This window comes from Aliiglaciecola sp. 2_MG-2023 (assembly GCF_030548145.1).
Classification (GTDB): Bacteria; Pseudomonadota; Gammaproteobacteria; order Enterobacterales; family Alteromonadaceae; genus Aliiglaciecola; species Aliiglaciecola lipolytica_A.
Genome location: NZ_JAUORY010000032.1, coordinates 1 through 13,095, shown reverse-complemented (window position 1 = coordinate 13,095; position 13,095 = coordinate 1). Strand labels below are relative to the sequence as shown.

Below are 13,095 nucleotides of genomic sequence, written 5' to 3'. Positions count from 1 at the left end.
GTGCTTGCATTAAAAACCAGTTTCTATAAAACTCTCATTATGCGCTGAACTATCTCAGCGAGAGACCAATTACGGAGAAAAGTATGAGCGACAAAATTATCCAGTTATCTGACGATAGTTTCGAGGCCGATGTTATCAATGCTGCTGGTCCTGTCCTAGTTGATTTCTGGGCGGAATGGTGCGGCCCATGTAAAATGATTGCGCCAATTCTAGAAGAAGTTGCTGGCGAGTTCGACGGCAAGTTAACAGTTGGCAAGTTGAATGTCGATGAAAATAATGAAACTCCGCCAAAGTATGGCATCCGTGGTATACCCACTTTGCTATTGTTTAAGGACGGAAATGTCGCTGCTACCAAAGTAGGTGCATTGTCAAAAACCCAGTTAGCTGAGTTTTTGAACGACAATATCTAAACTCAATTAATGCGCAGAACGACTCACTTAAATTTGGTTTTTCTGCGTATTTTTTGTATTTTTAACGAAAAATAAACATTCTTTGCATTAATCATCGTTTTTCGCTGGACGGAACAACTAATTGGTGCTAACTTTCGATTGTTCATATCTTGAACTCACCAAATTTCGCGCTCAATCCATAGAGTAAAACGAATTTAATTAGCCAAAAAACCTGAAACTAATAAAACAGGGTGCCTTTTAGCACATTTCAAATCACAAAGACCCACCAATATGAATTTAACAGAATTAAAGAATAAACCGATCAGCGAACTTGTAGCATTAGCCGAAAAGATGGGCCTAGATAATATGGCTCGGGCTCGCAAACAAGACATTATATTTGCCATACTGAAAGCGCACGCAAAAAGCGGCGAAGATATTTTCGGAGATGGCGTACTCGAAATACTCCAAGATGGTTTTGGATTTTTACGGTCATCAGATTCTTCATATTTGGCCGGTCCGGATGATATTTATGTATCTCCCAGCCAAATTCGCCGGTTTAACTTGCGAACCGGAGACACCATCGCTGGAAAAATACGTCCACCTAAAGACAGCGAAAGATATTTTGCACTACTGAAAATCAATCAAGTTAATTTCGACAAACCAGAAAACTCCCGCAACAAAATCCTTTTTGAAAACTTAACACCGTTACACGCTAATCGACGTTTTACGTTGCAACGTGGGAATGGTAGTACAGAGGATTTGACTGCAAGAATTTTAGATTTGGCTTCACCCATTGGTGCTGGTCAACGTGGTTTGATTGTTGCTCCGCCTAAAGCCGGTAAAACATTATTGCTGCAGAATATTGCGCAATCAATTGCAGCTAATCATCCAGAATGCGAATTAATGGTATTGTTGATCGATGAGCGTCCAGAAGAAGTAACTGAAATGCAACGTTTGGTGCAAGGTGAGGTTGTTGCCTCTACGTTTGACGAGCCAGCGAGTCGCCACGTTCAGGTTGCTGAGATGGTCATTGAGAAAGCCAAGCGTTTAGTTGAACATAAAAAAGACGTGGTAATACTACTCGACTCTATTACTCGTTTAGCGCGTGCTTACAACACCGTTATACCTTCATCAGGTAAAGTACTAACCGGTGGTGTTGATGCTAACGCCTTGCACAAACCAAAGCGTTTCTTTGGTGCTGCACGTAATGTGGAAGAAGGCGGTAGCTTGACCATTATTGCAACAGCATTGATCGACACTGGTTCGAAGATGGACGAAGTCATTTACGAAGAATTTAAAGGTACAGGTAATATGGAACTGCACCTTAACCGTAAAATTGCTGAAAAACGTGTGTTCCCAGCTATCGATTTCAATCGTTCTGGTACTCGTCGTGAAGAATTGCTTACCACTCAAGAAGAATTACAGAAAATGTGGATCTTACGTAAGATAGTCCACGAAATGTCTGAGATTGACGCTATCGAATTCTTAATTGGTAGATTAGCCATGACTAAAACCAATGAAGAATTTTTTGATGCGATGAAACGTCAAAAAAGCTAACAATACCTAATTTTTTAAGATCTAAAAATCCACTGTAGTTTGTGCTCCAGTGGATTTTTTATTTGTACTGCAAATTGTGATATAAAAAGTCTCGTACGCTAATAAAAATAACTAAAAAGAAGGGAATTATGAACAAGCTACTCCTCACATTGTCACTTTTACCTACCTTATGTTTTGCTGACACTGTCGATCTAATGGCGGATAAAATTGAAGCCAAAGTTATTCAATGGCGTCATCATTTACATGAAAATCCTGAGCTATCAAATCGTGAAGTTAAAACTGCTGAATACATTGCTAAACACTTAAAGTCACTAGGGCTGGAAGTTCAAACTGGTGTGGCGGTGACCGGCGTGGTGGCAATTTTAGATAGTGGCAAGCCCGGACCTGTGGTTGGCTTACGAGCTGATATTGATGGTTTACCGGTTCCAGAAAATAATGATTTACCTTGGAAATCTAAAGCCAGGGGCGAATACAATGGTAAAGATGTACCTGTGATGCATGCCTGTGGACATGATACGCACATTGCAATGCTGATGGGAGCGGCTGAAATTCTAGTGGGAATGAAAGACGAGCTGCGTGGAAAAGTGAAATTTATTTTTCAACCAGCTGAAGAGGGAGCACCTAGCGGAGAAGAAGGTGGCGCTGAATTAATGGTGAAAGAAGGCGTTCTTAAAAACCCAGATGTGGACGCTATATTTGGACTACACATTAGCTCACTTGCCGATGTAAATACTGTTTTGTATCGCGAAGGTGGCGTAATGGCGGCGGTAGACCCTTTCAAAATTGTTATAAAAGGCAAGCAAGCACATGGCGCTTACCCATGGATGAGTGTTGATCCTATTGTCACGGCTGCACAAATGATTATGAGTATTCAAACCATCGTCAGTCGTGAAGTTCAACTTTTAGACGATGCTGCCGTGGTAACCTTTGGCGCAATTAATGGTGGAGTGCGCTCTAATATCATTCCTAACGAAGTTGAGCTGGTGGGCACTATTCGCACCTTAAACAAAAAAGCCCGTGACCTCATGTATGAAGCCATGCCAAGAAAGGTTAAAGGCATCGCCGATAGTATGCGTGCTGAAGCTGAGCTAACGCTTCCATTAGACTATTCTTATCCAATTACCTTTAATGATCATGACTTGACATCGACTATGCTGCCAACTCTTATTAAGACCGCTGGCGAAGATAAAGTGATTTACAGTAAACCGGTAACAGGCGCAGAAGATTTCTCGTTCTTCCAAGAACAGATCCCAGGGTTGTACTTATGGGTTGGTGGAAAACCTTTAGACGTTGACCCTAAAGATGCGCCTGCTCACCACACTCCTGATTTTTATGTGGATGACGAGGGAATGAAATTAGGCGTTCGTCTATTAACTAATATGACAATCGACTACATGAAACAAAATTAGTCTCGATACCACAGATAGTTAACTAAAAAAACGGCATCTATTTAGATGCCGTTTTGCTTTAATCTTATTACCGGTTTCTAAAACTATTTAATTGCTTTTTTCAGCACCAGATAACCAGTCACCGCTGACACTATTGAGCCTAATAATATGCCGAGTCGCTCATCAAAAAATGCATTGTTGCCGGTTTGTTCGAAGGCTAACGAGCCGATAAATAAACTCATGGTAAAACCTACACCACATAAAATCGCGCAGCCATACAATTGCGTAAAGTTTTGATCCGCAGGCAGTTTAGCCAAGCCTAATTTTATCACCAACCAACTAAATCCAAATACCCCCACCTGTTTGCCTACAAACAGCCCTAAGAATATGCCAAAGGTGACGGGGTGTAATACTGAGTCCACGCTGATACTGGCAATATTGATCCCCGAGTTAGCAAAGGCAAAAACTGGCAGTATGACAAAATTGACCGCCGGAAGCAGACTGTGCTCTAAGGTTTTTACAGGTGATAGGTTGGGATTATTGTTGTCCCGCATAGGAATAAAGAACGCTAATAACACACCCGCTAAGGTAGCATGAACACCGGATTTGAGCATAGCAACCCACAATACCACGCCAATTAAAATGTAGGAGGGGATCTGTTGGACATTTTTACGGTTCATGCTGGTCAAAATGACTAAACACAAAGCCGCTACAATTAATGGCCAAGTAGAAATATTGTCACTGTAAAACACGGCAATGATTAAGATGGCACCAATGTCGTCGATGATTGCTAAGGTCACTAAAAATATTTTTAAGCTGGTGGGGACGCGACTTCCAAGCAGCGCTAAAATACCCATCGCAAACGCAATATCGGTAGCCGCAGGTATCGCCCAACCTGCTAGCGCCACCGGGTTTCCCCAAGTGAAAAATGCATAAATGCCTGCAGGTACAAGCATGCCGCCAATTGCGCCACTGGCCGGTAACACTATATTCGCAGGATTGGATAAACCACCCTCTAGTATTTCCCGTTTGAGTTCCAAGCCCACCATAAAAAAGAATACGGCCATCAACCCATCATTAATCCATAAAAGTAATGGTTTATTAATTTCCAGCGCGCCAATTTGAATAACTACTGGCATTTCGATGAGTAAATCGTAAATGATTGAAAAAGGAGAGTTGGCTACAAGCAATGCAAGCACAGCTGAGCACATTAATAGGATACCGCCGGCGGATTCTTTCTTTAAAAACCTGTCTAACATTAATCACTCCTTTTAAACTACATTACAACCTTAAGGTTAGCTTGTGGATGCATAGAATGCGTAGTTAATTGCTACTTTTATCAAATCCATGCCATGTTAACGTTAATCACTACATATAATAGCTAATCCCCTGTTTATTACGTAGATAATGTATAAAAAAGCCCAGTTATTTTTGAATAACCTACATAAAATCCTCCCTTTGGGCATTTAATGTTTAATTTCGTATTAGCAAGATTTGGGCTTGGGCGAAAATTAGGCTACAATCTGCCGCCTCAATTATTGAGGGTAGTATTCCTGTTCTAGGTTTACGTATATTTTATTTAAGCGAAGGTGGAGTAGGGGCTAACGAGAGTTTGCTTTTTAACTATCATTTTTACTATTTGACTAAAATATTTATCCTCTAAACTTATTACCGACATTCAGTTGGTTCTCAGACCTAAAAATTTAGGAGCAGATATGCCTAAAGTGGCAATAGTAATGGGTTCAAAATCAGATTGGCCAACCATGCAGCAAGCTGCAATTATGTTGAAAAACCTTGGTGTGGACTTTGATGCAAAAGTGGTTTCCGCACACAGAACGCCAGACTTACTAACTGAATTTGCTAAAACTGCTGCTGATAACGATTACCATGTCATTATTGGCGGAGCGGGTGGCGCGGCTCACCTGCCGGGCATGATTGCTGCGCATACACATATTCCAGTTTTTGGTGTACCTGTTCGCTCCAGTCAGTTAAGTGGTGTTGATTCACTATATTCAATAGTGCAAATGCCTAAAGGTGTGGCTGTTGGTACTTTAGCGATTGGCGAAGCGGGTGCAGCTAATGCAGGTTTGCTAGCCGCGCAAGTTATTGCGCTACACGATAAGAAAGTGGCTGAAGCCGTTATTGCGTTTCGAAAACAGCAAACCGATACTGTACTTGCTTTAGATGAACTGGAGTTACCTGAATGAACGTACTGATCTATGGATCAGGGCAACTAGCACAAATGATGTACCTATCTGCCGTGCCTTTGGGATTCAAAGTCTACGCGGTGGATGTTGCCAATCACACTGTGGTTGATCCCATTAGTAAAATAAAACTCGATATCAGTATTGAACAAGCTATCGATATGGCCGATGCATTGTCGGTTGAGTTTGAACATGTACCGGAAGATTTGCTGGAACAGGCGCAAAGCAGCGGAAAACTGTACCCAAGCATGCAAGCTATTTTGACCGGTGCGGATCGCGTGCGTGAAAAAAACGTACTCGAGAAATTACAGATCAACAACAGTAAACACCTCATTATTACTGACATCGAACAACTCGATGATGCGGTAGCCCAATTAGGCGAAAAACTGATTATCAAAGCCAGTCGTGATGGCTACGACGGCTACGGTCAATGGCGTTTATCTAGTAACCAAGATTTACCTGCATTGAAGCAACAATTAGCCGATTTAGATTTAGAGCAGGTGCCTTTAATTGCCGAGCAAATGGTGCCATTTGACCGCGAGTTGTCGTTAGTTGGTGTTCGCGGATTACACGGTGACATTAAGTTCTACCCCCTGGCTGAAAATCTGCATCATCAAGGTCAGCTCCATGTATCGGTTGCCCCCGCGCCAGATATTGATAGTCAACTAACTGCGCAGGCGCAAACCGCGTTTACAAAATTAGTTGATGAATTTGATTACGTTGGTGTGTTAGCCGTAGAGTTTTTCCAAGTAGGCAATCAATTATTGGTTAATGAAATAGCGCCTCGGGTGCATAACTCTGGTCATTGGAGTATGCAAGGCACTGATTGCAGCCAATTTGAAAATCACATGCGCGCCATTTCGGGATTGCCATTAGGTAATACCCAAGCTCACGGCAAAAGTGCGATGATCAATATTATTGGTTGCGATGACTATTCTATTGATTTACTCAGTCTCGATCACTGCCACTTGCATCTGTATGGTAAAAGCGTCAGAGCAAAACGTAAGATGGGACATATTAATTTAACCGGTGACAGTTATGCCGACTTGGCTGAACTGATGACTACGTTGGCCAAATACGTTCCAGTCGAACATTTCCCTAAATTGTTAAATGAAGCAGATAAACTAGCAAAAATAGATTAATGGGGTGCTGATAACTTAACCACTGCGATGAAAAATCAGGCGCTTAGATGAAAACTTGCAATAAAACCCAATAAGTAGAGAAACAACTGTTGACAAGATTCAATCTGCGATTAAAATAGCGCCTCGCTTTTGAGACAAGATTTACCAACCTTGTCACTGCTGTAGAACGACTTACAACAGTAAATCAAAAGCCGTCACCTTAGTGTGCCGACTTAGCTCAGTTGGTAGAGCAACTGACTTGTAATCAGTAGGTCGCCAGTTCGACTCCGGCAGTCGGCACCATTTTCTCTTTATGCCTTTTTATCTATCTGCTAAATTCCCAGACGTTCTGTAGTCCAGACGTTGGCTTATTTAGACAGCAATCGAAAAATGGCGCGTAGATATCACTTCCAAGTAAGACTCATTCCAAAAACAAACACAAAAAATAGACACAAAAAAGCACCGATGAAATCAAAGGTGCTGATTCAAAACTCGCTGGACGTTATCGTTTGTTTATTTCTTAAAACGACGTGATGCTAACCCCACCAAACCTAGGGAAAAAATAGCGAATGTAGATGGCTCGGGCACAGAAACCATTCCAGCGAATACCGCAATATCACTATCATCTGCGCTTACGGTATTGGTAAAGCTGCCAATATCTCCGGCTGCGAACGCGCTTGTCACCAAATAATATTGCTGAAAACCCACTAAATTGAAACTAAATTCTGAGGTGCCTATACCGCCTGCACCATCATCATCACCGGCTAACAAATTGACTAATTGATCGCTTGGCGAGAAATCAAATTCGTATAGATGCAAATAACCATCATAATCCTGGACACTGCTAAAATTGAATTCTCCCGAACCAGCAGTATAAAAACTTTGTACATGATATTGAACCGGCCCAAGTGTTGAAATACTTGGGCCGTCTCCAACTGGACGAGCCCAAAAGTCTCCAGTGGCATTTGTGTCTGAATAAACCAAACTTGAAATCGCTGGCGTTGAACAACATGCCAGCGTTACTAACATCAATTGTATTACCTTTATTTTTATTTTACCTATCACCGTCTTCTTCCTTTAATGATTTGTTTTGTATTAACTGCTAAGCCCAGCATCGCAAATGTAATAACTAACAAATGCAATAATTTACAAGAGCAATAATTAAACCAAAGTGAAAATCACCAATGTTTTCAATGTGTTTGTTTTTTGTACAGGTGGTGGGAGGGGGTTTTTGTAAAAGAACTGGACGTTATTGGATAGTTAGGATGTGACTTATACCGAGCGTCAATATAGTAAACCGGTAGCAACTCATTTTAATAAGTTGCTGCCGGTTTATTAAGTATTTACTTGATTTGAGTAATTATATGTTTTTTTGAAATATACAACATTATGGGTTGCCTATATCTGATGGTGGGTTAAGTTTTTTCCCTTTTTTGGCAGGATCCATAGGGTGTAATTCTCTTCCTGATACATTTCTAAATTCAAAATTGGCATATTGCAAGTCGCTTCCACCTTGAATTTCTGTGAGGTAGTCATCGCCAATTTCTTGCATTGTTTTTAAGTTTAATTTGCAGTTCATTATATTCTCACTTGTTAGAGTACATTTTTTGTACCATATTAATTATGTAAAGATTCATAAATATTAACATTTAAATGTGGGACAAATAGTTGTGTTTTTGGGACAAAAACTTAGAAATGTACTGTCAATTTTAGCTTTTATTTATTGTGTTAACTCATATTCTTTTGAGTCGAAAAAGACACTTGAAGATAGTCCTTTAGGTGCTACTCACTCGCTCTTTAAAGGGAAGTCTTCTTTATGGTTAGGGGGAGAAAATGGAATCTTTGCAATTACTGGCTCTTATGTTTTACGTTATGGGGAAAAAGATCATTCTCTGTTTGAATATGATGTTGAATCCATATACGAAGATATTCAAGGGGGAATTTGGATTGCAACCTTTGGGAAAGGTATTTATTTTTTAGAAGCCGATGAGTTTTATAAAGTCGATTTCAATATTAAAGAAAAAGTGTCCCTATTTTGCCGCGATATCAAAGGTATCGATGAAGTTATTTATTTCAGTTGTGGCGGAGAAATATATAGTTATTCAATTGCAACAGGAAAGTATAAATTAGAATTAGATTCATCTATTGCTGATACGAGAGATATTACGTTTTTCGAGATTGCTGAAAATACTATTTATGCGATTGATGAATACAATAAGTTAATCAGTTCAAATAACGGGGAGATCTTGGAGCTTATTTCCCCCGATAAATTTGAGAATATTTTAGAGTTTCACACTGTTTTTGTTTTAGATTCAAATACCTTGCTTGTTGGGACAAACAAAGGACTACTTTCAATTGATAGAAAAAATAATCAAGTTGGCTTTTTACTAACTGACAGTATTGATGAGGACGTCACTCAAATTTTTAAGTTTGGAAATCAAGATCTTTGGATTTATCAAAATGGATTTAAAAGAATAGAGTTTATGAATAATAAACAGCCAGAAACAGTTAAAATTTTTGATGAAATGGGAGGGGTCGATTTTGGTGACGTTTATGATGTTAGTGTTTTTGATGATGACACTTTTGTTTTTTCTAGTCCTCTTTTTGGTATCACCACATTCAATTCAATAAATAATTCGATTGCATATTTGAATTTATCTAAAAGTAGTTCAGGCTCGATTGAAGAGAGTTTCTTCGATGGCGAAAAGCTAATGCTATCTTTTAATAATCGTCTGCAAGAATTCGATTTGGATACTTTCGTAATAAAAGAGCTTACAGAAGATATTGGCTTTGTAAGCTCAATTAGAAAGCTGTCTGGAAATGCATATTTAATATTCTCAGATAAATTAGGGTTAGCGGAGGTTGGTTTTAAGCAAGGCGGAGATTATGAAATTAAGTACTTCAATATAGATTTAAAAGGGGGGGAAATCACTTCTATTTTGTCTTACTCAGAAAGTTACTCTCTATTTGGCGTGATAGGTGGAAAATCCCCGGGTATTTATAGAATTGATAAGTATGGAAACTATAAGCAATTAGTTAAAAGTGTTAATCCTGATATTTTGCTAAAAAAAACTGATGGTCAAATAATTGTAGCGCTAAGGTTTTATGGAGTTAAGAGCCTTAGCGAACTTGAACAAATAGATGTAGAAAATCTTATTGTTGATAAAAAATTAGCATATATTAACAATTGTTTATTGGAAGACAATAAAGGGGTTATTTGGCTTTGTACCGATGGGGCTGGGCTAGCTTATTTAGATGAAAATTCCGGAGATTTAAAATATATTGATACTGTTTATACTGCGAATTCTAGACATATAAGAGAGCTTGTGCAGGATTCGGAGGGGTATTTCTGGGTAATGACCAATCAGGGATTGGTTAGATATGACCACGTTAATAAGACCTCAATTAAACTCGGTAAAGAAGACGGTATTAAAGATGTCGACTTTGAAATAACTGCTTCAATAAATTTGACAGATGATCAAATACTGATTGCCGGAGATAGAGAAAATTATATAGTAAATACTCGTTTGGCCAATCGATTTCTCGATAAGCGCCTCAAAAAAGTTAACCAAACAGTATTTGTTGATCTCATGGTGTTGCTTAGGGACGAACAAGGCATGGTCTCAAAAAAGCTAGATTTGATTAAATCTGTTGAGAATAATACACCAATGGTGATTTCTTATGATGAATTTTTATTCGAATTAAGCTTCGCCGCGAATAACTTTGTAGATCGTGATGTATTGAAATTTCAATATAGGTTAGTTGGTTTGAATAATAGTTGGGTTGACGCTTCTACGAAAAATGCATCAGCCACTTACTCAACATTGCCAAGCGGAGACTATTTATTTGAAGTCCGTGTCGTGGATCCCAAAAGTGCAAGTATACAACCCGTAAATTCATTAAAGATTAAGGTTCGACCTCCTTATTGGCAGACCTGGCAGGCTTACACTGTCTATATTATTGCGTGTATTCTTGCTTTAATTGGTTTTTCTAAATATCGAACTTTTCAGCTTAAGTCCCTCAATGAAAGGTTAGAGTCCTCTGTTCTAATACAAACAAAGGAATTGGCTACAAGTAAACGGAGGTTAGGTGATGCGTTGCACCATAAAGAATTATTGTATGCAAATGCATCTCATGAGTTTAGGACACCACTTGCTTTAATTTCTGGCCCTATTGAACAACTTGCGAAGTCTATTACAGACGAAAAATCAAAAAGGTTTTTAGATATATTGAGGCTTAATGCATTTCGACTAACTAATCTAGTCGACCAAGTACTTGAATTATCGAAAATAGATTCGAGTAGGTTGGATGATAAGGTTCACTATGATCTTTATAACTCTATTCAAATAATCGTTGAATCATTTAGACCAATTTCGTTAAGTAAAGGACAGCAATTAATTTTTAAAAATACGTGTGAGGGAACTGGTACTTACATTGCTGACTCTTTGGAAAAAATACTTTCGAATTTACTAATGAATGCTTTTAAATATAACAACGAAGGTGGTGATGTCGTTGTTTGTGTTTCAAGCGTAGATAGTACTCTCACAATAGAAATAGCTGATCATGGTTTAGGAATAGAAGCTGAAAACATGGATTTGATTTTTGACCGATTTACTCGATTGGAAAACGCTTCCGAAGCCAATGGATCCGGTTTAGGCTTAGCAGTGGTCAAGGAGCTGGTTAACGCTAATGGGGGCAATATAGAAGTCGAAAGTCAAATTGGCGAGGGTACAAAATTTATAATTAGCCTTCCAAAAAGTAATGTTACTTCTATTACAGAATCTGAATTGTTTGTATCTACTTCAATCGATAATAACAAAACTGAATTGGAAGTTGTCGATATCGATAGCACTATATCAAGTGTAAATAATGAAGCTACTAAGAAGCTTTCAATCCTGATAGTGGAAGACCAAGTCGATATGCGTAATTATTTAAGTTTAATTTTTAGCAAGGAATACGATTGTTATTCTGCTAAAAATGGACAAGAAGGGTTCGAAAAGTCATTGGAAATAATACCGGATATTATTGTTACTGACCTGATGATGCCAGTGTCAGATGGTTTTGAGCTAGCCGGCAAGATAAGGGAAAACGAACTGACGTCCCATATTCCCATCATCATGTTGACTGCCAAAGGCGATGATAAAACTCGAATGGCGAGCTGGGGACACCATATTGATCAATATATCAAGAAACCTTTTAATAACTTAGAATTGTTGGCTAGGGCGAAAAATTTACTAGAAATAAGACGAAAGATCTCACAAAAATATAATTTCAATGGTGTTGAAAATAAGGATATTTTCGAATTAAATAGCGATTGCATGTCTTCTGAGCGGGATACGCGCTTTTATGACAAATTTATTGACTGGTTAGAAGATAACTATAAAGATAATCGTTGTAGTAGAAGTCGAGCAGTTATTGAACTCGCCATAAGTGAAAGGCAATTAAATCGTAAACTCACCGCATTTACTAATTCTAGTTTTACTGAACTACTGAGAAAATACCGCCTTATTAAAGCTAAAGACGATTTACTCAATGGCAAGCAGATAACTGAAACTGCCTTTAATGTTGGGTTTTCATCGTCGGCGTATTTTAGCAACAAGTTTAAAAAGGAATTTGGGCTGTCTCCCAAAGCTTATATCAAAAAAATGAAAGCGGATTAAAAAAAATGGCGCTTTTTAAGCGCCATTTGCATTTATCTTAATTGTATCTGCGATTTAACCTTCAGTTTTATCTTTGGCTAACCGTACTTTCAATGTACGTTCCTGAAAATCAGTATCGTTTAACTTCTTAATCATTTTGTCTGCACTGCTACTGGCAACTTCAACAAAACCGTATCCTTTGCGCTTTCCAGTGCGGCGGTCTTTCATTAATCGAACTGAGGCTACAGTGCCAAATTCTGAAAAATGTTCAGATACTGCATTTTCGTCTACTTTATATGGAAGGTTACCAACATAAAGAGTGGTGGTTGATGATATGTCTTCTGCTGAACTTTTAACTGATTTGGATTCAGAAATAAGTTTAGAAAATTGAGGAATGGCGATTGCTCCGAAAAGTAAGCCGAAAATGAAGGCCAATTGAACGGAAGTAAAATCGTCTGGGAGTGCGAAGTAAGCAATGATTGAAAATGCTATAGCGAATAGTGTGTTTAATAAAGAGAAAGATTTCATGTAGTAATTACCTAATATGATTATTGTTATAGGATTTCTTTTAAAAAGGAAAAGAAAGCACTGCCATGTTACGCATAAATAAACAGATAACCAAATTTGTTTGCTTATAGATTGCTCGACCCGCTCAAACATTGTCCGTTTATTGGGCTTTAGTCGTGTTTTTTCGAGAATTTGTCATTAATTTGAAATAAACCCTTGATCTTCGGATTATGGTCTGTAGAATGCGCGCCTCGCTTCGGGACAAACTTTAAAGAATGTCTCTTCTTAAT

Annotated in this window: 10 protein-coding genes and 1 tRNA gene; 7 read left to right on the top strand and 4 right to left on the bottom strand. The window is 38.7% G+C overall.

The annotated features are described in order from the left end of the window. Positions 1-83: 83 nt before the first annotated feature. The 3 genes from trxA to Q4567_RS20720 all read left to right on the top strand — a co-directional run bounded on the left by trxA (position 84) and on the right by Q4567_RS20720 (position 3,355). Positions 84-410 carry a thioredoxin TrxA gene (gene trxA, locus Q4567_RS20730; protein WP_008845982.1) on the top strand — a complete coding sequence of 109 codons (327 nt, stop codon included), beginning with the start codon at positions 84-86 and terminating at the stop codon, positions 408-410. Positions 411-680: 270 nt separating this feature from the next. Then, entirely contained in the window at positions 681-1,946 is a 1,266-nt protein-coding gene (gene rho, locus Q4567_RS20725) for a transcription termination factor Rho (protein ID WP_216047933.1), read from the top strand. A gap of 128 nt (positions 1,947-2,074) precedes the next feature. Next, positions 2,075-3,355, top strand: a complete 1,281-nt coding sequence (locus tag Q4567_RS20720) for an amidohydrolase (RefSeq protein ID WP_216047932.1) — start codon at positions 2,075-2,077, stop codon at positions 3,353-3,355. Positions 3,356-3,438: 83 nt separating this feature from the next. On the opposite strand, the gene nhaA is transcribed toward Q4567_RS20720, so the two are convergent. Continuing rightward, positions 3,439-4,593 carry a Na+/H+ antiporter NhaA gene (nhaA, locus tag Q4567_RS20715; protein WP_216047931.1) on the bottom strand — a complete coding sequence of 385 codons (1,155 nt, stop codon included), beginning with the start codon at positions 4,591-4,593 and terminating at the stop codon, positions 3,439-3,441. Between the two features lie 456 nt (positions 4,594-5,049). Here nhaA and purE point away from each other — a divergent pair, with 456 nt between their 5' ends. From purE to Q4567_RS20700, 3 genes are all read left to right on the top strand, one after another. Then, positions 5,050-5,541: a 5-(carboxyamino)imidazole ribonucleotide mutase gene (gene purE / locus Q4567_RS20710; RefSeq protein ID WP_303502155.1), complete on the top strand. Its 492-nt coding sequence runs from the start codon at positions 5,050-5,052 to the stop codon at positions 5,539-5,541. Then, positions 5,538-6,680, top strand: coding sequence for a 5-(carboxyamino)imidazole ribonucleotide synthase (locus Q4567_RS20705; RefSeq protein WP_216047929.1), 1,143 nt, complete (start codon positions 5,538-5,540; stop codon positions 6,678-6,680). The genes purE and Q4567_RS20705 overlap by 4 nt, the downstream gene beginning before the upstream one ends. A 206-nt stretch (positions 6,681-6,886) precedes the next feature. Continuing rightward, positions 6,887-6,962, top strand: a tRNA-Thr gene (locus tag Q4567_RS20700). A 210-nt stretch (positions 6,963-7,172) separates the two neighbouring features. On the opposite strand, the gene Q4567_RS20695 is transcribed toward Q4567_RS20700, so the two are convergent. Further along, complete coding sequence (locus Q4567_RS20695) at positions 7,173-7,688, bottom strand: PEP-CTERM sorting domain-containing protein (protein ID WP_303502153.1); 516 nt, start codon at positions 7,686-7,688, stop codon at positions 7,173-7,175. Between the two features lie 358 nt (positions 7,689-8,046). Continuing rightward, positions 8,047-8,238, bottom strand: a complete 192-nt coding sequence (locus tag Q4567_RS20690; protein WP_216047927.1) for a hypothetical protein — start codon at positions 8,236-8,238, stop codon at positions 8,047-8,049. A 91-nt stretch (positions 8,239-8,329) separates the two neighbouring features. On the opposite strand from Q4567_RS20690, the gene Q4567_RS20685 reads away from it, so the two are divergent. After that, positions 8,330-12,319, top strand: coding sequence for an ATP-binding protein (locus Q4567_RS20685; protein ID WP_303502151.1), 3,990 nt, complete (start codon positions 8,330-8,332; stop codon positions 12,317-12,319). Between the two features lie 54 nt (positions 12,320-12,373). Here Q4567_RS20685 and Q4567_RS20680 read toward each other — a convergent pair whose 3' ends face one another. Beyond that, positions 12,374-12,826: an RNA-binding protein gene (locus Q4567_RS20680; RefSeq protein WP_216047925.1), complete on the bottom strand. Its 453-nt coding sequence runs from the start codon at positions 12,824-12,826 to the stop codon at positions 12,374-12,376. Positions 12,827-13,095: the final 269 nt, after the last annotated feature.